Consider the following 22,327-nt stretch of genomic DNA (forward strand, 5'->3'; position numbering starts at 1 on the left):
TCCGGGATCCCCGACTCATGTATGTCCAATACACCACGTCGGGGCTGTCCTCGCGGGGAGAACCCCAGAGGGGTGGGCCACCGTGAACCCGCAGCGGCGCAAGCCGCGAGCGTCGAAGGAAGCGGCTCGCCGCCGCTTGCCTGACGACCACCCGCGGCACACCAATCCGCGCGCCCTCTTTTTCATATTATGAATACTTGCATCATTTTATGAAGGACAGTAATCATGGACCCGCAGCACGTCAAGAACCGTCCAGGCCCTGCCAGCGAGGGAGCGCCAATCCATGGCACTGGTTCCGTACCTTTCCGAATCCGACCTTTCGGCAGCTGATCGACCGCTGCTGAAACGGCCGATCAACCTCTTCCGCGCGCTCGCGAACAGCCCCGGTGCGCTGCGCAGCCATTCGGTGCTCGGCGAGTGGATCCGCTGGCACTGCGAGCTGGATCCCCGGTTGCGGGAACTGGCCATTCTGCAGGTCGGCTATCTGACATCAAGCCGCTACGAATTCAGCCACCACGTTCATATCGGACATCAATTCGGCGTGACGGACGACGATATCGACGGACTCATCGCGGCCACCGCCGGTGACGAACACGGGCTGGGTGAAGTGGAATCCGCGGTGCTGTCGGCCGCCCGCCAGCTCAGCGGCGGCACACGGGTCGACGAGGAAACGTGGGAAACGCTGACCCGGCATCTCGACAACCAGGGACTCGTCGATCTCGTCATGGTTATTTCCTTCTACAACGCCGTGGTCCGGATCCTCGAAGGGCTCCAGATCGACGTGGAACCGGAATACCAGCACTACCTCGATCGCTTTCCGCTTCCGGACGACCGCAATGCCGGGAATCAACGGCCGAAGTAAGCCTGCCGGAGATACTCGCTGCCCATCACCTCCTCGCGCGTTCCGGTCGCGCTGACCTGGCCCGTGGTGAGAACAACGGCTCGCTCGATCACTTCCAACGCCCTGGTCGCGTTCTGCTCGATCAACAGGATGGACGCGTCCAGCTGGCGGTGGATCTGGTCGAGGCGATCGAACATCTCCTCCACGACCACGGGTGCGAGGCCCAGCGACGGCTCGTCCAACATGAGCAGCCGGGGCCGCAACATGAGGGCGCGGCCCACGGCGAGCATCTGCTGCTCGCCACCGCTGAGCGACCCCGCGAGCTGGGTGCGCCGCTGCGCCAGCTTCGGGAACAGGCTGAACACGTCGTCGAGCAATTCCCTGCGGGCGACATCGGGCAACGTGGTGTACCCGCCAAGCGTCAGATTGTCCACAACGGACAGTGAGGGGAAGACGCGCCGACGTTCCGGAACGTGCGCGATCCCCGCGGCGGCGACATCGTGCGGTGCGAGGTCGGGCAAGGACAACTCGCCCAGCTTGATGGTGCCCGCCGTCGGCGGGACCAGCCCCGAGATCGCCTTGAGCAACGTCGATTTCCCCGCTCCGTTGGCGCCGAGCACCCCCATGAACTCTCCGGGATGGAGCTCGAAGGACACGTCGGCGAGTGCACGAATGCTGCCGTAGTCGACGCACAGACCTTGAACGCGCAATGATGCGGGCTCCGGTGCTCGGCGGGAGTCCGCGCGGATCCGCCACGGCGACTTCACGCGGACTCCCCCGAGGTGCGTGAACCGCTCCGTCCCAGGTACGCCTCGACGACTCGTGGATCGCTCATGACCTCCTGCGGCCTTCCCCGGGCGATGAGCACCCCGTGATCGAGGACGAGCACCCGATGGCTCAACTCGTTGATCACCTGGATGACGTGTTCGATGACGATGACGGCCAGCCCCCTGTCGTTGAGTTGCCGGATCAGGCCGATGATGTCGCGCGTCTCCTCGGGGTTGAGGCCGCTCATCATCTCGTCCAACAGCAGGACCTTCGGTTTGAGCGCCAACGCACGGGCGATCTCCACGCGCTTCTGGTCAGCCAGCGGCAGCGCGTCGACCTCCTTGTCCCGCGAGGATTCCAAGTCGAGCAATGCCATGACCTCGCTGGCCTGCGCCCGCGCGGCGCCCATCGAACGGCACACCAAGACGGCGGACAGCGTGACGTTCTCCGCGACCGTCATGGCGCGGAACAGCCGCACCGACTGGAAGGTCCGGGCGATGCCCAGCCGCGCCACTTTCTCCGGTGGACGACCCGCGACCGTGGCACCGTCGATCCGGATGGTGCCGGAACTCGGCCGACACGCTCCGGCGATCGCGTTGAAGATCGTCGTCTTCCCCGCCCCGTTCGGCCCGATGATGCCCAGCAGTTCCCCCGCACCGACGTCGAAACTCACCTCGTGCACAGCCGTCAACCCGCCGAAACGCACGGTCAGATCCCGAACCTGGAGCAATGCGGCGCCCGTTGTCATGCTCGGCTCCTCGACGACGCGGCACGCTGCTCGACATGGGACTGCGGCGTGTCCCGCTTGCGGTGCCGAGCGCGCCACAGCCTCGCCCAGCGAATAGACATCAGTCCCCGCGGTTCGATCCAGAGGACGACGAGGACGACCATCGCGTAGACGACCAGGTTGAACCCGGCCGGGTAGGCCGAGAGCTGGGAGTTCAGCAACTGCTGCAACGGGACCAGGAGGGCGGCGCCGATGACCGGCCCCCACAGCTGGCCCGCGCCCCCGACGAACGCGATCAGCGCGATCTGGGTCGCGATGGTGGGACCGAAAGCGCTGTTGGGATCGATGAACTGGACGTACTGGAGGTACAGCGACCCCGCCAGGGAAGCCAGCGCGGCGGAGTATGCGATGGCTGTCGTCTTCACCCGCAGCGCCCGGACGCCGCAGGCTCGGGCGGCGTCCTGATCGGCTTGGATCGCGCGCAGTTGCAACCCGAGGCGGGACCGCAGCACCATCCACGAGGCGACGAAAGCCGCGCTTGCCAGCGCGAGAGCCACGTAGTAGTAAACGAGCTTGTTGGTGAATGACAACGCACCGGGATTGTTCCCCAGCAGCGGCAGGGTGATTCCGACGTCACCGCCGGTGAAGTCCGCGAAATGGCTTGCCAGGATCCCGAACACGAGTGTGAGGGCGAAAGTGGCCAAGGAGAAGTAGATGCCCCGCAGCCGCATGGTGACCCACTCCAACAGCACCGCGACGACGACCGCGAGGACCACACCCAGCAGCACGCCCAGGTAGGCGTTGCCGTGGTACCGGGTCTGCAGGATGGCCGTGGTGTATGCGCCGATCCCGAAGAAAATGCTGTGCCCGAACGAGATCTGCCCGCCGAACCCGCTGATGACGTTCCAGCCCAGCGAAGCCGTCATGAAGATCAACGTCAGCGTCGCCACGCTGAGGATGTAGTTGGTCTGGATGAACCAGAACGGCAAGCTCGCGATCAGCAGCAGGACGATGAGTCCGCGTCGGCCGGTGGCATTCATACCCGCGCCCTCCGACCGGTGAGAATCCCCTGTGGACGAAGGGCCAGGACCAGCACGAAGGCCAGGAACAGGCCGACATCCTGCAGGTCGACGGCGACGTAGATGGCGGTCATCTGCTGGATCACCCCAACCAGCAGACCGGCGACGAAAGCGCCGACGATGTTGCCGAGCCCGCCCATGATGACCGTGACGAACGCGATGACCAGGAAGCTGCCGCCGGTCGACGGCGTCACCGGGTAGTACGTCGCGAGCACGCATCCGGCGACACCGGTGAGCATGCTCCCGACGCTGAAGGTCACCGCGTAGACGCGATGCGTGTCGATCCCCACCATCGCCGCCATGTCCCGATCGTCCACTGTGGCCCGGATCGCCTTCCCGTACAAGGTCCTGGTCAGCACGGAGTACAGCACCAGGAAGATCACCACTGCGATCCCGAACGAGACCAGCCGGGCCTCGGCGATGAACACGCCGAACACGTTGTAGACCGCGGGCAGGACCCCCTGCACGGCTCGCGGAGCCGGGCCGAAGATCATCAACAACCCGTTGGCGAGCAGGATCGACAGACCCAGCGTGAGGACGAGTTGGCCGTGCTGCGCGTCCACCGCGCTGATCCCCTTGATGGCCAACGTTCTTCGCACGATCAGCTGGTAAACGAGCACGCTCAGCAGGAGCGAGAAGACCGCAACGGGCACGATCCCGACCAGCGGGCTGAGCCCGAAGCCGCTGAACAGCAGCACGGCGCCGTACATGCCCAGGGTCACGAAATCGCCGTGCGCGAAGTTGATGACGCGGGTGATGCCGAAGATCAGCGTCAGGCCGCTGCTGAAAAGCCCGTACAGGCCGCCGACCAGGATGCCGCTTACGAGCGTTTGCAGGAGAGTGGTCACGGTAGAAATCACGCTCCAGTTCGCCGCCGAGCGTTGCCCATCACGCGATCGAACCGACTTGGAAAGCCGCGACTTCGAATTTCACATCATGAATAACTTGTGCGCGACGTGAAAAAGTTAGCGTAACCCAGATCACAAGTCAAGGACGGGTCATCCGCGCTTCTCCATCCATTGTGGATCGTGCCTCATCCGCGTCCGACCCGATCTCGGACGCCCGCGGTCACCGGCTTCGCCAGCCGGGGCGGTCTCAACAGCAGGAAAGCAACCGTGCCGAGCGCCGTGATCGTGGCCAGCGCGCCGAATGCGGCCGGGTACCCGCCGACGCCGCCAGCGATCGCGGTCGCCAGCAGCGGGCCGGACATCATGCCCAACGAGACGAAGCCCATCGACCAGCCGATGATGGTGCCGAACGAGGCGAGCCCGAAGTAATCGGCGCGCAGCGAGTTCATGATGGGACCTCGCAGCCCCCAAGCCAGACCGTGGACCACCGCTGCCGCCACGACGGCCACGCCCGGCAGCGCGGCCAAGCCGACGAGCACGGCGGTTTGCACCACCATGCACGAGATGGCGAAGCGCCGTTTGTCGAAATGGTCCCCGATCATTCCGGTGATGATCTGTCCGACCAGTTGGGCCACGGACATCGCCGCCACGGCGACGCTGGCGACGGCCAGTGAGAAGCCCCGGTCCCTGGTCATCAGCGGGATCAGGTGCAGGTTCACGGCGCCGACCGCCATCAGCGCGGAGCCGTGGCCCGCGACCAACAACCAGAACGCCGACGTCCGCACCGCGCTGCGCAGATCGTGCCCCGGCACCGGAGTCGACGGCACCTCCTCACCGGGCGGCGAGACATCGCTGGTGCGGTTGGTAGGCAGCACCGCGCCCGCGACCAGGCCGATCACTGCGATCGCTACCGCAACGGTCAGGAAAGTCGCGCGCCAGCCCATGAGCGTGAGAGACCAGACGACCGCGGGAACCAGCAGCCCGCCCAACGCCACGCCGCTGGGCAGCAGGCCCAGTGCCAGAGTCCGGCGTTCGGCGAGGGCTTGAACCACCGCGACGGTCAGCGGCGTCATGCCCGCCGCCGAACAACCCAGCGCGATCACGCATACCGCCCCGACGAACAGCCCGCCCCCGTCCGCCCGACTGGCCAGCGCGCATCCCGCCGCCGTCACCGTGGTGCCGATCTGCACCACGGCGCGGGTCCCGAGGCGGTCGCAGCACCAACCGGTCACCGGGGAGAGGGCTCCGTTGCCCAGCTGGACGATCGCGAACCCGATGGCGATCACCCGCGGATCCCAGCCGGTGTCCTCGGTGATCGCGACGAAGTACGCGCCGAACGCACTGATGATCAAGCCGTTCTGCAGGGTCAGCAGGATCGCACCGCCCGCAACGATCCACCAACCGCTGCGCCGACGTCCGCACCGTCGCTCCTGGACCGCCCCAGCCCCCATCACCGGGAGCCGCGCGTCATCGCGCTGGGATCGGGCAATCGGATGAGGCACGTCGCTGATGTGGTCCTGGCTGTGCGGCGTACAACGCCGTTGTGGACCAGCATTCAGCCTCCCACCGAGGGTGTCGGCGCCGCTTGCACCCGCTCCGCGACATCAGCGTCGAGGATCGGGTGGTGGCATGCGGCGAGGCGACCCGGTGCGACTTCGCGCATCTCCGGCACCTCGGTCGCACACCGCTCGGTGGCCAGCGGACAGCGCGTTCGGAATCGGCAGCCGCTGGGCGGTGACATCGGAGACGGCATCTCGCCTGCGCCGACTTCGCCGTCGCTCGTCGTTTCCACGGACGGGATGGAGGAGACCAGCAGCCGGGTGTAGGGGTGCACCGGCTCGTCGAAGACCGCCTCGGTGTCGCCCAGTTCGCAGATCCGGCCCAGGTACATCACCGCGACGCGGTCGCTGATGTTGCGCACCACGCCGAGGTCGTGCGCGATGAACACGAGCGTGAGGCCGTAGCGCCGCTTCATGTCCTCCAGCAGGTTGAGGATCTGCGCCTGGACCGACACGTCCAGCGCCGACACCGGTTCGTCGCAGATGAGCACCTCGGGTTCGAGCACCAAAGCGCGGGCGATGGACACGCGTTGGCACTGACCACCGGAGAACTGGTGCGGTCTGCGGTCGGCCACCTGCTTCGGGTCCAGCCCGACCGCTTTGAGCACCTCGGGCACCACTGTGGACTGTTGCGCCTTGCGGCCCCACACCACCAGCGGATCACCGACGATGTCCGGAATCTTGCGCCGCGGGTTCAGCGACGAAATGGGATCCTGGAAGATCATTTGCATCTTCGACCGCACCTGGCGCATCTCCGCGGCGGACAGCGTCGTCAGGTCACGACCGTCGAAGTGCACCGATCCGCTGGTCGGCCGGAGCAGCTGCATGATCGCCCGACCCGTGGTGGACTTGCCGCAGCCGGACTCACCGACCAGCCCGAGGGTCTCGCCACGGCGCACCTCGAGACTTATCCCGGACACGGCGTGCACCGTGCGCCCGTCGCCCGCCGGGAACTCGACGACGAGATTTTCCAGGCGGAGCACGAAGTCCAGGTCCTGCGTTTCGCTCATGACAGTTCCGCCTCTCCGCGATTCACAGTGGTGGTTGCGTCCAGCTCAATCTCGCGTTTCGTGGTTTCTTGTGGCTGGTTTGCGTCACGGTCCCCTGGGGTGCGGTTGAGGAGGACTGAGGTCGACACAGAACTACTCAAGTCAGCGCTACCTTCTCGTCGACCGGCATGCCCGCCGCGGTCTTGCCGCGCTCGACGTTCCGGCGCCGTGCGTCCTCCCATTCCGGACTGCCCAGCGGATACCAACATCGGAACGCGTGGTCTCCCGACCCGACGGCGCGCAGTGGCGGGTCCTCCGCGAGGCACCGCTGCTGCGCGTAGGGACAACGGGTGCTGAACTTGCATCCCGCGGGCGGGTCGAGCAGGTCCGGTGGTTGTCCGGGAATGACGTGCAGCCGGGCATGGTTCGGACCCGTGATCGGCGGCACCGCCTTCATCAGCGCCTCCGTGTAAGGCATGCGCGGCGCGGCGAAGAGTTCTGCCGTCGGCGCGGTCTCCACGATCTTGCCCGCGTACATCACCGCGATCCGGTCCGTGCGGCTGCGCACCACCCGCAGGTCGTGGGTGACCAGCAGCATGGCCATGCCAAGACGGGACCGCAGGTCGTCCAGCAAGTCGAGGATCTGCGCCTGGACCGTGACGTCGAGCGCCGTGGTGGGCTCATCGGCGAGGAGCAGTCGAGGGCTGTTGGCCAGCGCGATCGCGATCGTGACGCGCTGGCGCATGCCACCGGAGAGTTCGTGCGGGTACTGGCGAACCCGGCGCTCCGGCTCGGAAAGCCCAACCGAGCGGAGCAAATCCACCGCACGCGCCTTGGCAGCTCGCTTGGTCACGCTCTGGTGCAGCAGGATCGACTCGGTGATCTGCGCACCGATCCGCTTCACCGGGTTCAACGACGTCATCGGATCCTGCAGGATGAGCGCGATCTCCGCGCCCCAGATCCGGCTGAGACCGGGTCTGTCCAAATCGGTCAACTGCGTGCCGTCGTAGGTCACCGCGCCGGACACCTCGGTGCCGCGATCACCGGAGATCAGGCCCATCAGCCGCCGGGTCAGCACGGTCTTGCCCGACCCGCTCTCGCCCACGACGGCCAGCACCTCGCCGACCCGGACGGTCAGCGAGACCCCGTCAACCGCGTGCACCACGCCTGCCTTGGTGTGGAACCGCACCTGGACGTCCTCGGCCGTCAGGAGGTCCTGGGACAGCTCCGCGTCGTCGTCCTGCCGTCCTGCCGTGCTCGTCGGCTGCGTCGATGGCTGCATCAAAGGTTGCTCTCCCTGAATTCGAACAACTTCCGGGTGCGCTCGCCGATGTAGTTGATGGACAGCACGGTCAGGAACATGACCGCGGCGGGGAACAGCGAGATGTGCGGGTAGTCGATCAGCTCCGTGCGACCCGCCGCGATCATGCCTCCCCAACTGGGCGTGGGCGGCGGGATGCCCAGACCGAGGAAGCTCAGCGACCCCTCCACGACGATGAACGTGCCGACCATGATGAAGGCGACCGCGGCGACCGGGAGGACGACGTTGGGGGCGATCTCCCGCGCGATGATCCGCAGTGGCCGACTCCCGTACGCCCGCGCGGCCAGCACGAACTCGCGCTGGGTCGCCACGAGCGTCGCCGCTCTGGTCAACCGGATGAACGTCGGCACGGACAGCACCGCCAAGCCGAGGATCAGGTTGGTCAGGTTGGGCCCGAGGATGGCCACGATCGCGATCATCAGCACCAGGCCCGGAAACGCCAGCACGATGTCGGTGACGAGGGCTAGCACTCGTTCCGTCCGACCGCCGAAGTAACCCGCGATCATGCCGAGTATCCCGCCGACGACCGCGCCGAGACCCACCGCGCAGATGCCGACCAGCAGCGACGCCCTGGCACCGTGGATGACTCGGGAGAAGGTGTCCCGGCCCAGGGTGTCCCCGCCCAGCCAGTGCTGCGGAGTGATCCCGCCGAAGACGTTCTCGTAGTCGGGCACCGCCGGGTCCCACAGCGGCAGCAGCGGGGCCAGGACCGCCGCGAGGACGACCGCGCCGAGCCAGGTCCAGCTCAGCCACCAGCCCAGCGGGGCACGAGCACCGTTGCGGCGCGTGGCCGTCTGCGGAACCGAAACGTCTCCCGCCGACGGGGCGGCGGTGGTCGAGGTATCACGCATCTCTACGCACCCTGGGGTCCAGGACCAGGTAGACCAGGTCGATGATCATGTTGATGACGACGTAGGCGACCGCCACGAACAGCAGCGCACCCTGCAGGATCATGTAGTCCCGGTTGAACACGGACTGCACGATCAGCTGCCCGAGACCGGGGATCGCGAACAGGGTCTCCACGATCACCGTGCCACCGAGCAACCGCCCGATGTTCACTCCGGACAAGGTGATCAGGGAGAAGGAGGACGGCCGCAGCGCGTGGCGGAGCAGGATCGTCCGCGGGCTCAGCCCCTTGGACCGGGCCATCAGGATGAAGTTCTCCTGCAACGTCGAGATCATGTCCGAGCGCAGCAGTTGTCGGTAGACAGCGGCCTCGGCGATCATCAGGGTCAGGCACGGCAGGATGATCGACCGCAGGTTGCCCAGTGGGTCGTCGAAGAACGCGGTGTAGCCGGTGGCGGGCAGGATGCTGGTCATCCCGCCCGCGAACAGCACGATCAGCACCATGCCGAAGACGAACTGGGGAATCGCGGCGGCGCCGAATCCCAGCGTCATCGATGTCCGGTCGACCAGCCGCCCCGGACGGTAGGCCGAGTACACCGCCAGCGGCACCGCGATCAGCAGGGCCAGGATCTGCGCGGTGATCGCGATCTCGAAGGAAACCGGGATGCGTTGCGCGAGCGCCTCGGCCACCGGCTGGCCGGTGCGGAACGACCGCCCGAGGTCACCCTGCACCACCCCGCCGAGCCAGTCGAGGTAGCGCACCGGCAGCGGCCGGTCGAGCTGCAGCTCGGCTCGCACCTGCTGCACCTGGGCAGGCGTCGCGTTGTCCCCGGCCACGACGACGGCGGCGTCGCCCGGTAGCAGATCGACGGCGACGAAGGACAGGAACGTCACCGCGAGCAGCACGATCAGCAGGTGCACCAACCGGTTTCGGACCCGGCGCGCGACCACGCTGCGGCGCCGGGCCGGTGCCTCATCCGGGCCGGGTGCGGACCGAGTGGTGTCCTCGGCTGCCTTCGGACTCGTGTCGGTCACGGTGGACCTCAACTCGACCGCGGCGGAAGGTCGGCGACCAGCGGCGTGTCGGCGTCGACCGGGCCCAGCACGTTAGCTCCGCCGGGGTCACCGATCGGCTGCTCCCGTCCGGGTAGCACGTCGTAGAAGAACGCGGCGTTGTCGGCGAGGTGGACGGCCTCCTCGTCGGTGGCTTGCTGCTCGATCACGATCGCTTCGACCGGGCACTCGGGTTCGCACGCGCCGCACTCGATGCACTCGGCCGGGTTGATGTAGAGCTTGCGGGCACCCTCGTAGATGCAGTCGACGGGGCAGACGTCGACGCAGGTGCGGTCCTTGAGGTCCACACAGGGTTCGGCGATCAGGTAGGTCATACCGGCACATTCCTCCCGTGGCGAAGTGCGATTCGACGGCCGTCGGGCCGGGCGGTGGTCATCGGTCGAGCCACGTCGTCGCGTAGAACATGTCGCGGGACCCGTAGCGGTCGATGCCCTTGACGTCGGCCTTGGTGATGGTGGACAGGTAGCTGCGGCTGAAGAACGCGACCGCGAGGTCTGCCCCCGCGATCAGCTCGACCTGTTGGTACGCCTGCTTCCGCACGGACTCGTCGGTGGTGCTCGCGGCCTGGTCCAGCAGGGCGTCCACCTGGGGATTCGAGTACTTGCCGTAGTTCGTGTTGGCGCCGGTGCGCAGCAGCCGCATCGCACCGGGATAGGGCGAGTCGAACGCCCCCACCCAGGTCGTGAGTTCGAAGTCGTTGCTCTGCACGACCGACGACGAGAATTGCGCCAGGTCGTAGAACTCGACCTTCACGTTGAGGCCGACCGCGGCCAGCTGCGCCTGGATGTACTCGGCGAACGGCCGTCGGGCCGTCGTCGTCTTGAAGGTGAAGTTCGGGTTGCCCCCGCTCGCCTGGTATTCCTGGATGAGCTGTCTCGCCCTTTCCGGGTCGAACTTCGGCCACGCGTCGGACGCCGCCTGCGTGTGGTACGGGCTGTCGGCGTCGAAGAGGCTGTCCGCGTGGACCAGTCGGCCGTTGTACTGACTCGCACCCAATGCGTTGAGGTCCAGCGCGCGAATGATGGCCTCGCGCATCCGGCGGTCGTTGAACGGCGCCCGGTTGAAGTTGAAGTACAGGTACTCGCCCGCGTTGCCCGGCCCGTAGTAGACCTTCAGCTTCGGATCCTGGATACCGCGGACCAATTCGTCGTTGTAGCCGCCGAAGATCACGTCCACGTCGCCGTTCTGGATCGAGGCGTACCGGGATTCCGTGTCCGGCAACGGCCGGAACTCCAACCCGTCCAAATACGGCTTACCAGCCTGCCAATAACCCGGATTGCGCGCCAGAACCAGCTTCGAGTCCCGCACCCAGCTGACGAACTTGAACGGACCAGCACCCACCGGATTGCTCCCGATGTCCTTGCCGTACTTCTGCAACGCCGCAGGCGAAACGATCATCCCCAACGACCCGTAGGTGATCGGCTGGGCGAACACCATTGGAAACGCTCCCGACGGGGACTTGAGCGCGAACTCAACGGTCGTGGGGCCGACCGCGCGCATGGACGCGATCTGCGCCGCGTAGGCGTGGGCTGGCGACGACACCTTGTCGATGTGCCGCTGCACGTTCACCATCACCGCATCGGCATCCAGATCAGTGCCATCCGAGAACTTCACCCCGGGCCGCAACACCAACCGCCACGTCGACCCGCCGTCCGGACTGTCCATCGACTGGGCCAGGTACGGTTCGGCGGACCCGTTGGGCGTCAGCTTCATCAGCGAGTCGTAGACGGCCAGGGCGGCCATGTTCGAGTTCTGCACGGTCGGGTCGAAGCTGACGATCTCCCGGTCCATGCCCAGCAGCAGCGTGCCGCCGGATTTCGGCGTGCCTTCCGCGGCATGGTCGCTGCCGAAGGGATTGATCGCCGCCAGCGGGGCGGCGTCGTTGCCCGGCCCCTTTCCGATCGCGCCGCACGAAGCCACCAGGGCGAGGCTGAGCACGGCCGCCAGTGCACCGGCCGCTCGCAATGGAAAACGTCGCAAACCCATCGTCGAACACCTCATCCTCTTGGGGACCGCGGTCCACGCCGACCGCGCTGTCGGCGGCGTCCGGCCGCCGGTGAACGTCACCGATCGAGCCAGGTCGTCGCGTAGAACATGTCGCGGGACACGTACCGGTCGATGCCCTTGACCTCGGGCTTCGTGATAGTCGACAGGTACCCACGGCTGTACCAACCCAGGGCCAGGTCCTGGTTCGCGAGCAGTTCCACCTGCTGGTAGATCTGGTTGCGCTGGGCCGGGTCGCTGGTCGAGATCGCCTGGTTGAGCAGATCGTCCATCTTCGGGTTGGAGTACTTGCCGTAGTTGCCGCTGCCCCTGCTGCCGAGCAGGCGTTGCGCCGCTGGGTAAGCCGAGTCGAACGGCCCGCCGACCCAACTGGTCAACTGGAAGTCGCTGCTCTGGACCACCGACGAGGAGAACTGCGCGAGGTCGTAGTACTGCAGGTCGACCTTGATGCCTATCGCGGCCATCTGCGCCTGGACGAACTCGCCGAACGCGACCCGGTTCGGCGCGTTCGTCGTCTTGAACGTGAAGTTCGGATCTCCGCCCGTCGCGACGTAGTCCTTGACCAGTTGTTTGGCCTTCTCCGGGTCGTAGGTCGGCCACGCGTCCGAGGCCGCCTTCGCGTGGTACTGGCTGTCGTCGCCGAAGAGGCTGGCCGCTGGCTCCAACTGGTTGCGGTACTGGCTGGCGCTCAACGCCCTGATGTCCAGGCCCCTGATGATGGCCTCGCGCATCCGGCGGTCGTTGAACGGCGCCCGCGTGAAGTTGAAGTACAACCATTCCGCGCCGTTGCCCGAGCCGTAGTAGACGGTGAGCCTCGGGTCCTCCGCGGCCCGCGACAGCTCCGTGATGTAGCCGCCGAAAATCAGGTCCACGTCGCCGTTCTGGATCGAGGCGTACCGGGATTCCGTGTCCGGCAACGGCCGGAACTCCAACCCGTCCAAATACGGCTTACCAGCCTGCCAATAACCCGGATTGCGCGCCAGAACCAGCTTCGAGTCCCGCACCCAGCTGACGAACTTGAACGGACCAGCACCCACCGGATTGCTCCCGATGTCCTTGCCGTACTTCTGCAACGCCGCAGGCGAAACGATCATCCCCAACGTCCCGCCGAAGAACGGCTGGGCGAATCCCGTGGGGAAATCACCCGTCGGTTGCGCCAGATCGAACTCGACGGTCAGCGGATCCACCGCACGCATCGACTTGATCCGCTCGGTCAGGGCATGGGCTGGCGACGACACCTTGTCGATGTGCCGCTGCACGTTGACGATCACCGCATTGGCATCCAGATCAGTGCCATCGGAGAACTTCACCCCTGGCCGCAACACCAACCGCCAGGTCAACCCGCTGTCCGGACTGTCCATCGACTGGGCCAGGTACGGCTCGACCTTTCCGCCGGGGCCCAGCCTCATCAGCGAGTCGTAGACGGCGCTGGCCGCCATGTTGGTGTTCTGGACCGTCGGGTCGAAGCTCACGATTTCCCGATCCTCGCCCAACAACAGCGTTCCGCCGCGCTTCGGCGTCCCTTCCGCCGCGAAGTTGCCGCCGTAGGGGTTGGTGGACTGAACAGTCCGCTCCTTGGGCTCGCTGTTCTGGCCCACCGCACCACAACCGGTCATCACCAGCGCGGTGCTGAGCACGACCACCACGGCTGTGACGGCCCCCGACAGGCGTGATCGCATCCACATCGTGCAAACTCCTCGTTGAGTTTCGACGGGCTCCGCGTTCCGGCACGGGTGGCTGGAACGCGGAGCGATGCCGGGGCCTCGGACGCCGGATCAACCGCGGGAGGCGTCGGTGTTGGGCGAGCGCACGCACTCGGCTGGGAACTGCCGCGCGTGCGTCGCCAGCGTGCCCGTGCGGGACGGGCTATCGGGTCAGGATCGGGTCGCGGGGATTCCGTCGACGTCCATCTCTTGCACCATCGGGTCGTCGTTGGTGCCCAGTATGCGCCAGTCCTCGCCCTCTTCGAGGATCTTCTCGGCGGATCGGATGCTGCGGTAGTCGAGGTCGCCCGCGACAGCTGGCGGTTCGCCGCCATCGGCGACCTTCTTCGCCGCCGCGATCAGCAGTCGGCGCATCCGGATGAGCGCCTTGTCACTGGTGCCCAACCGCTCCTGCTCGCGGTCGTAGATCGGGCCCATCGACTCGGTGACCATCAGGTCCTGGCTGACGAACTCGGCGACACCCGAGAAGGTCCGGTGGCGCTGCTCTTCGCGGTCGATGCCGTAATCGTTCTCAGCGGTGTACTCCCGCGGGATGATGCCGTTGCCGTTCACCTCGGCGCGGCCGAACTTGAACGGGGCCACCGAGAACAGGTTGGCGCCGCCGATGTTGTTCGGGTTCTCGACGTTCCGGGTGGTGAAGCTGTACCGCCAGCAGTTCTCGTCGTCGATCGGCACGAACAGGCCCTGCCTGCAGCCGAACGGCACGGTCGCGATCACCGTGTGGTACGGGTAGCAGAACGCGCTCATCCGCACGTGGGTGAAACCGTTGGGGGTGGTCCGGATCCCGACGTACTTGAACCCGTACCAGGTGTCCTCGACTTCGAGCCGCGGCGCCCGGTCGTAGGCCCAGAACTTCCAGGACATCGGGTTGGACGGATAGCCGGGCTTGTCGCTGCCGTCGTCCTGGATGTCCTTGACGCCGTTGAACTGGTGCAGCCAGGAGATGTGCGAGGTGTCGAGGTTGCCCTCCATGGCCTGCACCCAGTTGCACGTGGTGTGCAGCTTGGTGGCCGAGACGTGTTCCGGGGCGAGGGTCTCGGTGCCGAAGTCGCGGAACGGCGTCATCTTCTCCGGCGGTCCCATGTAAGTCCACACGATGCCGCCCGACTCGTGCGTCGGGTAGGACTTCAGCCGGACCTTGTCCTTGAACACGCTCGTCGGAGGCTCGCTCGGCATGTCGACGCATGCGCCGCTCGCATCGAACTTCCAGCCGTGGTACGGACAGCGCAGCCCGCATTCCTCGTTGCGTCCGAAGTAGAGGGAGGCACCGCGGTGCGGGCAGTTCTCCCCCACCAGCCCGACGGTGCCGTCGGTGTCCCGGAAGGCCACCAAGTTCTCCCCGAGCAACCGCACCCGGACCGGGTCGCCGTCCGGTGTCGGCACCTCGCTGACGAGCAGCGCCGGAGTCCAGTAGCGGCGCAGCAGATCGCCCATCGGGGTACCGGGGCCGACTCGGGTCAGGAGCTCGTTGTCCTGTGCTGACAGCATTGTCATCCTCTTTCCGGCATCGTGGTGGACGGACGTCAGTGGTGGGTGGCCGCGAGTGGTTCCCGGCGCTGGCGTTCGAAGTCACCGACCTGGCGCGCGGGCAGCGCCAGGTGGCAATCGGCTGCGGCATCGCGGCCGTACTCGCAGCGCACTGGGCCGGGTGCGCGGTAGTTGGGGGAACAGCCCTGCATCGGCGACAGCACCAGTGGGCCGAGCGCGGCATTCCGCACCCGCAGCCCGCCCTGCCGATCGTCCCCGGCCAGATCGCGCGCACCCGCGATGACCTGGCAGGACACCATTCCACGTGGCTGCTCGTCGCGGAATGCGACAAGCTCGTCCGTGTTGTGTTCCGAGCGGAGGACCGGCTGGACATTCTCGCTCACGGCGACTCTCTTTTCTTCATATTATGAAGAGAGAAATCACTTGATGAACGAGCGTAATCACGTATCGACAAGGGCGTCAAGGAGGAATAACGGCCACGACCGAAGACGGCGTGAAACCGTCCACTTCGGACGTTCTGGCCCACGGAACGAGATTCCGCCGCCGACGCGGTCCAGCGATCCCGCTAAGTCACGGAGCGGAATTCTGCTGCGATGTTCCGCTTCCACGACGAGTCCGGAAGAACCACCCGATTGCTCCAGCACCGGTCCCCGCACACGGACCCGCCACCGGGAGACGACGCGAAAAAGCGCGTCCGGCTTTGCCGAACGCGCCCTCTTCGCCGGGGGTCGGGTTACTGGAGGCCCGCAAAGCATGGATGATGCGAATTCGCGCGTGAGCGCGACGCTGCCGCGCCCACCGCAGGCCGCGGTCACGCGCAGCGTCGATATCGGGACTGATTCGGACGGAGAAAGGCATGTGGAACGCGATGTCCTGGGGCATGAACACCATCCATTCAGTTCGCCGCGGCAGAGGCAGCGCGATGCCAAGTCAAGGAGCCGATGATCGGCGCTACCCACTCCCAGCAAGTACTAGGAACCAGGACACGTCGACGGCACCAGTGCGCGGCGACGTCGAGTGTTTCATTTCCAGCTCTGTTTAAATCGGCGGCGATCCCGAGGTGTTCCTGCGGCCCGAGGACTGGATGTTGCCCTTCGTGGTGGCTATCGGCGAGATCCGGAGACGTTTCGTCGCCGCCCCATGACAGTGAAACGATGGCCAGACTGCCGTCCCCACCGGATTCGGAAGAACTCGTCGCGGTTCAGCCGGACGAGGCCACTCGGCTGCACGTGCCGACGTCCAGCGAAAAGGCACGGTAGGTCGGTGGACACCGGGCGTGCGGGTTGAGCGCTTCATCGACACAATTCGAGGCAGCTCACCACCAACGCAGGAGGCCATGCATGACCCTGCCAGTCCTCTTCGGCGCGAACATCGACCCGACCTGGCAAGACCCGCACCAACCGCGGCACCTCGCACGCAGCGCCGACGAGAGCGGACTCGACCTCGTGACTGTGCAGGATCACCCCTACCAGCGCGCTTTCTACGACACCTGGACGTTGATCAGCTACCTCGCCGCGACGACCCAGCGCGTCACGATCGTCCCGACCGTGGCCAACCTGCCCCTGCGGCCACCGGCAGTGCTGGCGAAGTCCGCGGCGAGCCTGGACATCCTCTCCGGCGGCCGGGTCCAGCTCGGCCTGGGCGCGGGAGCGTTCTGGGACGCGATCGCCGCGATGGGTGGCCCCCGCCGCGACAAGAAGGAGGCCGTCGACGCGCTGGACGAAGCCATCGAAGTCATTCGCCTGATGTGGAGCGGTCAACGGTCCGTGCGGTTCGACGGCAGCCACTACCGACTTTCCGGAGTTCACCCAGGACCGGCACCGAGCCCTGCGCTCGGTATCTGGCTCGGCGCCTACGGCCCGCGCACGATCCGGCTGACCGGCACCAAAGCTGACGGCTGGATGCCCTCGCTCGGTTTCCTCGGTCTGGATCGGCTGGGCGAAGCGGTCGCAAGACTGCACGCGGCAGCCGAGCAGGCGGGCCGCGACCCGCACGCGCTGCGCAAGGTCTACAACCTCAACGGCATCATCGGTTCGGAAAGCCCGGAGCCCTTCCAAGGCTCGATCCGCCAATGGACCGACCAACTCGTGGACGTCGTCCAACGGTTCGGCATGAACGCCTTCGTCTACTGGCCGAACGACGACCACGCGCGCCAACTGCGGATCTTCGCCGAACAAGTGGTCCCGGAGGTCCGGCAAGCCATCACCGGATGAGACCGACTGTTCGCGCCAAGCCTCACTCCGGCGCGCAGTCGTAGCCGACGCTGAGTGTGATCATTTCGGATTGGACGTCCTACTTCACGATGATCTTGGAGTCGTCGTCGACGGACGCGTACACCGCTGACCGCGATGCCGACCGCCACCCTGCCGATCAGGTGCTGCTTCGAACTGCTTCCCATGTTCTCCATGACGTCTGTGCTGAAGAACAGTTGTTTCAGGTAAAAGCTACGTTTCGTTTGTCGAACGTGCCCGTGTGCGGCGCTTCGATCGTCGTTGGCGCGGTCGTGGTTCGACGGGCGATTTGGCTCCTGGCGGCTCGATCCGTCCACCCCATGACCGTTTTCCTGCTCGTTTCCGGGCGGATGGTCGGATTCCAGCGAAAGAACCAGGTTCACCCGAGCCGATCCCACACTGTTTCCCAACTTTCCGAGCCACCCGCAGAATTCGTAACCGCGCGAAGGAACCGGCATGTTGAGAACCGAGAGACGCACGCGTCTCGACCAGGTGTTGGGGATCGTCGAGCGGTTGGGCAACCGGCTGCCCAACCCGTTCATCCTGTTCGTCGCGCTGTTCGGGGTGATCGCGGTCGCCTCGGCCGTGGCCGCCGCGCTGGGCGCGACCGTGCAACTGCCCGGTGCCGAGGAACCCACCTCGGTCAAGAACATCCTCTCCGGCGAAGGCCTGGTGCACCTGCTCGACAACGCGGTCGACGACTTCGTCAGCTTCCCCGCGCTCGGTCCGGTGCTCACCGTGGTGCTCGGTGTCGGGGTGGCTCAGGGCACCGGTGCGCTGGAAGTGGCCGTCCGCCTGGTGTTCTCGCGAGTGCCCCGAGGTCTGGTCCCCTACGTCGTCGCGTTCGTGGCCTGCCAGGGGCACGTCATGTCGGACGCGTCCTTCCTGGTCATCCCGCCGTTGGCGGCGTTGGTCTTCCGCTCCGTCGGCCGACACCCGCTCGCCGGGCTGATCGGCGCCTACGCCTGCGTTGCCACCGGATACGGGGGTGGTCTGCTGATGGGCACCCTGGACGCGAGCCTCGCCGGAATCACCGAAAAAGCCGCCGCCCTCCTGCCGGGGATCAGCGGCTACGAAACGAACATCGCGATGAACTACTACTTCGGTGCCGCAGCCGGGGTCTTCCTCCCGTTGGTAGGCGGATTGCTGATCTCGCGGGTGTTGGAACCGGGGTTGCCGACGTGGCACCCGGCGGACGGGCCGGAGAACCACGGCGACGCAGTTCAGGTGAGCCCCGTTGAACGGCGGGCACTGCTGATCAGTGCGCTGGTCGTCATCGGCTTCCTCGCGCTGGTCGCGGTGGCCTGGCTGCTGCCCGGAAGCCCGCTGCGCGGTTCCGGTGGCACGTTGATCCCCTCACCGCTGCTGAACAACCTCGTGCTGATCATCGCGCTGTCCTTCTTCCTGTTCGGCTACACCTACGGACGCGCGAGGAAGCTCGACAAGGACGAGCGCGACGTTCTCAAGCTCATGACCGCGGCGATCAAGGAGATGAGCGGGTTCATCGTGCTCATCTTCATCGTGGCGCAAACGCTGAGCGTGCTGTCGTGGAGCGGCCTGGCCACGTTCCTGGCGGTGGAGTTGGCGGAGACGGCCCAGTCCATCGGCCTGGTCGGCTTCGGTGCGCTGCTGTTCCTCGTGCTGCTGTCCACCGTGCTCAACCTCGTGATCACCTCGGGTTCCGGCCTGTGGTCGCTGGAATCCACGGTGATGGTGCCCGCCCTGATGCTGCTCGGTCTGTCACCTGCGATCATCCAGGCCACCCACCGCATCGGTGATTCCATCACCCAGGCCGTCTCACCGATGCACATCTTCCTGTACTTCATCCTGGGCGAGGCCAAGAAGTACGAGCCGGACCTGAAACTGGGCACGCTGGTGTCCCGGCTGCTGCCGTTCGTGCCCGCGTTCGGACTGGTGTGGACGGCCATCCTCGCGGTCTTCTACTTCACCGGTCTCCCCGTCGGTCCGGGCGCCTCGATCCACCTGCCCTAGGTGGTCTTGCGTGGTGCTGCGGGTGCCAACCGTGCCGCTGGCGGTAGCGGTGAGTGCTTTGGGGAGGCTTGGAATGCCTGGATCGCGAGCGCGGCGAAGCGCCGGGATGCCGCGACCTGGGCGGCCGGTGAGGTTGCCTGGATGCCGCTGTTGGCCATGAACATGAGGATCAGGTCGTCCAGGACGAAGTCAGGGCGCAGGTGGCCAGTGCCCTTGGCGCGGCGGGCCAGCACAGCGATCGAGTTGAGCGCGTATTCGCGGTTCGCGGCGAAATCCATCGCGTCGGGGAAGGTCGACATGAAGGCTGTGGTGAAGCCTCGGTCGCGTGCGTGCAACTCACAAATTTTCTCGATCACGAGGCAGAAGCCGTGCCACGGATCCGCGTCGGCGAGCCCCTCGTCGACGATGGTCTGGCACGCGCGCATCTGGTCCGTGAAGGCTTCGGTGACCAGCATTTGCTTGGTTGGGAAACGGCGGTACAGGGTGGCGGGGCCAACCCCGGCGCGCCGGGCGATCTCCCGCATCGGCACGTTCAGACCTTCGGCTGCGAACACCGCGCGGGCCGCGTCGAGGATGCGCTCGCGGTTGTCCAGGGCGTCGGAGCGCAGGGTGTGAGGCAAACGGTCTGTCACCGCTCTCACTTTAGCTAACCGGACGGTGGCGTCCGTTAGCGTCCGAAGGCGTAGGAGCCCAAAACGAGGAGACGACGTTGAAGGCAGTCGCGATCCAAGCGTTCGGACGTCCCGAAGGTCTGGCGGTCATCGACCTCCCTGCTCCTGCTCCCGCCTACGGACAGGTGCTGATCGCCACGGAGGCCATCGGTGTCGGCGGCGTCGACGCCGTGATCCGAAGCGGTGCTCTCGCTGCCTACGGTTTCAAGGAAGGCCACATCCCCGGCAGTGAGGTAGCGGGTACCGTGACCGCAGTCGGCGACAACGTCGCCACGTCATGGATCGGTCAACGCGTGTGGGCTTTCACCAGCGCGGGCGGCTACGTCGAGCAAGCGATCGCCCCGGTCGAGGAGATCCTCCCCCTCCCCGCGAACCTATCCGCTGTTGACGCGGTGACGCTCGGGAGTTCCGGAGTGGTGGCCCACTTCGGGCTTTCCCACGCCCACTTCGCTCCCGGCGAGTCAGTGCTGGTGCGCGGCGCGGCTGGCAGCATCGGGATCATGACGGTCCAGCTCGCGGCTCGTGGTGGCGCCAGCGCGGTGGCGGTCACGACGTCGTCAGCCGAGCGCGGCGATCGCCTGCGCGAGCTCGGCGCGACCCACGTGCTGGACCGCTCCGGAGAGGGAGGCGAGGGCGCTCCCGCGGGCTACGACGTCATCATCGACATCGTCGCCGGTGTGGACATGCCTTCTTTCTTCGCCAAGCTCAACCCGAACGGTCGCATGGTGGCCGTCGGCGCCGTCGGCGGGCAACCGCCAGCGGACTTCGGCACGACGATGATGGCGGCGTTCCAGAAGTCGATGTCGTTCGCTACCTTCAGCGCCGCCACCGTGGCCGAACCCGATCGACGTCCCGTGCGGACCGAGCAGTTCGCTGCCGCAGGTCGCGGCGAGCTGCACACGGTGGTGCACGAGCTGCTGCCGTTGGAGCAGGCCGTGCTGGCGCACCAGAAGATGGCCGCTGGCGAGGTGTTCGGCAGGATCGTGCTGACACCGTAGCCCGCGCAGCTCGCACAGCCAAGAGCCCCAGATCGTCGAGTCGAGCCGACGTACGCGTCGGCCGAGCGGGATTCGTTCGCCCGGGTCCGCGTTTTCACTGGCTGCCCGTGCTTTCCAGTGCCCATGGGCCCAGCGGTGTCGCGGAGACCCAGCGGCCGGTGGCATCCAGCACCCGTCCGTACAGCTTCACCTGGCGCAGCACGATCTGCCGGTCGACGATCGTGGCGTGCGGGAACTGCGTCCGCAGTCGGGTTACCAGGCCGTGCAGGTCGGCCACCTGGTGCAACCCGACCGTGAGCAGCAGGTTGTGGGGCCCGGCGATCGCCGCGCAGGTCCGGGTCTCCGGCCACCGCAGCAACTGTTCACCGGTGGATTCCAGGTAGTCGTCGGGCATCTCCAGCCACAGCACTGCCGAGGCGTGCCAGCCAGCCAGTTGCCGCGCCAGGTCGCAGCGGAAGGCGATGTCGCCGACCGCGGTGAGCCGGTTGATCCGGCGCTGGACCGTGCGGGCGGTCATCCCGAGTTCCGCTTCCAGATCGGTGAAACTACGTCGGCCGTCCAGGCTCAGCGCGGTGAACAGGCGGCGGTCGTATTCGTCCATCGGACGCGCGGTCGCGGGACTCGCCGGGCACTGGCGCAGGCGCTCGACCTGTTCGAAGTTGAGCACCCGCAGCCGCCACCGCATGCTCAGGTCGAAGGCACGGGTCGCGATGTGGGTTCGGACTCGGGTGATGCCCGGCTGTCGCGGTAACTGGTGGAGCACGTACTCCGAGAGGCTGTTGAGGTTCGGCGCGACCGCGATGGTCCACAGGTCGTAGGAGCCCGCGACGTGCTGCACGGTGAACATGTGCGGCTGCCTGGCCAGTTCGCTCGCCACCTCGATGGCTGCGCCGGTTTCACAGGTCAGTTCGAGGAACGCCACGCTCATGGTGTGCAGCTGCCGCTGCCCGAGCGCGACCGTTGACCACGCCAGCCGGGCGTCCGACAGGCGCTTCCAGCGGCGGGCGACCGTCACGGGATCCAGGTCGAGCACCTCTCCAACGTCGGCCCACGACGCGCGCGGGTTGACCTGAAGTGCGTCGATCAGTTCCAGGTCGCCCTCCCGCAGGGCGGCGGAGGCGTTCATGGCACTCCCGAGGATGTTCGGTTTCCTGCACGCCGGGATGT

20 protein-coding genes are annotated in these 22,327 nt (G+C 66.5%); 4 read left to right on the forward strand and 16 right to left on the reverse strand.

The window, feature by feature from the left end; all coding sequences use genetic code 11:
* The first annotated feature begins 283 nt into the window (after window positions 1-283).
* Window positions 284-862 (forward strand): carboxymuconolactone decarboxylase family protein, encoded by a 579-nt coding sequence (locus tag MOQ72_RS19050; protein WP_242185174.1) that lies wholly within the window; start codon window positions 284-286, stop codon window positions 860-862.
* Here the strand turns inward: MOQ72_RS19050 and MOQ72_RS19055 are convergent.
* The 14 genes from MOQ72_RS19055 to MOQ72_RS19120 form a co-directional block, all read right to left on the reverse strand.
* Window positions 847-1,608, reverse strand: a complete 762-nt coding sequence (locus MOQ72_RS19055; protein WP_242185175.1) for an ABC transporter ATP-binding protein — start codon at window positions 1,606-1,608, stop codon at window positions 847-849. The genes MOQ72_RS19050 and MOQ72_RS19055 overlap by 16 nt on opposite strands.
* The gene (locus tag MOQ72_RS19060) at window positions 1,605-2,357 is read right to left on the reverse strand and encodes an ABC transporter ATP-binding protein (RefSeq protein ID WP_242185176.1); all 753 of its coding nucleotides are present in this window, start codon (window positions 2,355-2,357) and stop codon (window positions 1,605-1,607) included. The genes MOQ72_RS19055 and MOQ72_RS19060 overlap by 4 nt, the downstream gene beginning before the upstream one ends.
* Window positions 2,354-3,376, reverse strand: coding sequence for a branched-chain amino acid ABC transporter permease (locus tag MOQ72_RS19065; protein WP_242185177.1), 1,023 nt, complete (start codon window positions 3,374-3,376; stop codon window positions 2,354-2,356). Before MOQ72_RS19065 ends, MOQ72_RS19060 begins: the two co-directional genes overlap by 4 nt.
* A complete protein-coding gene (locus MOQ72_RS19070) occupies window positions 3,373-4,263 on the reverse strand; it encodes a branched-chain amino acid ABC transporter permease (protein WP_242185178.1) in 891 nt (296 codons plus the stop codon). Before MOQ72_RS19070 ends, MOQ72_RS19065 begins: the two co-directional genes overlap by 4 nt.
* A 185-nt stretch (window positions 4,264-4,448) precedes the next feature.
* Window positions 4,449-5,765: an MFS transporter gene (locus MOQ72_RS19075; RefSeq protein ID WP_242185180.1), complete on the reverse strand. Its 1,317-nt coding sequence runs from the start codon at window positions 5,763-5,765 to the stop codon at window positions 4,449-4,451.
* Window positions 5,766-5,818: 53 nt separating this feature from the next.
* Complete coding sequence (locus MOQ72_RS19080; protein WP_242185181.1) at window positions 5,819-6,832, reverse strand: ABC transporter ATP-binding protein; 1,014 nt, start codon at window positions 6,830-6,832, stop codon at window positions 5,819-5,821.
* Between the two features lie 136 nt (window positions 6,833-6,968).
* Complete coding sequence (locus MOQ72_RS19085; protein WP_242185182.1) at window positions 6,969-8,093, reverse strand: ABC transporter ATP-binding protein; 1,125 nt, start codon at window positions 8,091-8,093, stop codon at window positions 6,969-6,971.
* Window positions 8,093-8,983: an ABC transporter permease gene (locus tag MOQ72_RS19090; protein WP_242185183.1), complete on the reverse strand. Its 891-nt coding sequence runs from the start codon at window positions 8,981-8,983 to the stop codon at window positions 8,093-8,095. Before MOQ72_RS19090 ends, MOQ72_RS19085 begins: the two co-directional genes overlap by 1 nt.
* Window positions 8,976-10,013: an ABC transporter permease gene (locus MOQ72_RS19095; RefSeq protein ID WP_242185184.1), complete on the reverse strand. Its 1,038-nt coding sequence runs from the start codon at window positions 10,011-10,013 to the stop codon at window positions 8,976-8,978. Before MOQ72_RS19095 ends, MOQ72_RS19090 begins: the two co-directional genes overlap by 8 nt.
* Window positions 10,014-10,021: 8 nt before the next feature.
* Window positions 10,022-10,366, reverse strand: coding sequence for a ferredoxin (gene fdxA / locus MOQ72_RS19100; RefSeq protein WP_242185185.1), 345 nt, complete (start codon window positions 10,364-10,366; stop codon window positions 10,022-10,024).
* 58 nt (window positions 10,367-10,424) lie between these two features.
* On the reverse strand, window positions 10,425-12,038 hold the full coding sequence (locus tag MOQ72_RS19105) for an ABC transporter substrate-binding protein (protein WP_242185186.1): 1,614 nt from the start codon (window positions 12,036-12,038) through the stop codon (window positions 10,425-10,427).
* 77 nt (window positions 12,039-12,115) lie between these two features.
* Window positions 12,116-13,741, reverse strand: a complete 1,626-nt coding sequence (locus tag MOQ72_RS19110; protein ID WP_242185187.1) for an ABC transporter substrate-binding protein — start codon at window positions 13,739-13,741, stop codon at window positions 12,116-12,118.
* A gap of 189 nt (window positions 13,742-13,930) precedes the next feature.
* The gene (locus tag MOQ72_RS19115; RefSeq protein ID WP_242185188.1) at window positions 13,931-15,268 is read right to left on the reverse strand and encodes a Rieske 2Fe-2S domain-containing protein; all 1,338 of its coding nucleotides are present in this window, start codon (window positions 15,266-15,268) and stop codon (window positions 13,931-13,933) included.
* A 35-nt stretch (window positions 15,269-15,303) separates the two neighbouring features.
* A complete protein-coding gene (locus MOQ72_RS19120) occupies window positions 15,304-15,651 on the reverse strand; it encodes a hypothetical protein (protein ID WP_242185190.1) in 348 nt (115 codons plus the stop codon).
* Between the two features lie 957 nt (window positions 15,652-16,608).
* On the opposite strand from MOQ72_RS19120, the gene MOQ72_RS19125 reads away from it, so the two are divergent.
* Complete coding sequence (locus MOQ72_RS19125) at window positions 16,609-17,481, forward strand: LLM class flavin-dependent oxidoreductase (protein WP_242185192.1); 873 nt, start codon at window positions 16,609-16,611, stop codon at window positions 17,479-17,481.
* Window positions 17,482-17,955: 474 nt separating this feature from the next.
* Window positions 17,956-19,491 (forward strand): AbgT family transporter, encoded by a 1,536-nt coding sequence (locus tag MOQ72_RS19130; protein WP_242185194.1) that lies wholly within the window; start codon window positions 17,956-17,958, stop codon window positions 19,489-19,491.
* Here the strand turns inward: MOQ72_RS19130 and MOQ72_RS19135 are convergent.
* Window positions 19,488-20,123: a TetR/AcrR family transcriptional regulator gene (locus MOQ72_RS19135; RefSeq protein WP_242185196.1), complete on the reverse strand. Its 636-nt coding sequence runs from the start codon at window positions 20,121-20,123 to the stop codon at window positions 19,488-19,490. The two genes, MOQ72_RS19130 and MOQ72_RS19135, sit on opposite strands and share 4 nt — an antisense overlap.
* 77 nt (window positions 20,124-20,200) lie before the next feature.
* Here MOQ72_RS19135 and MOQ72_RS19140 point away from each other — a divergent pair, with 77 nt between their 5' ends.
* On the forward strand, window positions 20,201-21,160 hold the full coding sequence (locus MOQ72_RS19140; protein ID WP_242185197.1) for a zinc-binding dehydrogenase: 960 nt from the start codon (window positions 20,201-20,203) through the stop codon (window positions 21,158-21,160).
* Window positions 21,161-21,254: 94 nt separating this feature from the next.
* On the opposite strand, the gene MOQ72_RS19145 is transcribed toward MOQ72_RS19140, so the two are convergent.
* Entirely contained in the window at window positions 21,255-22,286 is a 1,032-nt protein-coding gene (locus MOQ72_RS19145; protein WP_242185199.1) for an Lrp/AsnC family transcriptional regulator, read from the reverse strand.
* Window positions 22,287-22,327: the final 41 nt, after the last annotated feature.

The sequence above is a fragment of the Saccharopolyspora soli genome, from assembly GCF_022678645.1.
Taxonomy (GTDB): domain Bacteria; phylum Actinomycetota; class Actinomycetes; order Mycobacteriales; family Pseudonocardiaceae; genus Saccharopolyspora; species Saccharopolyspora soli.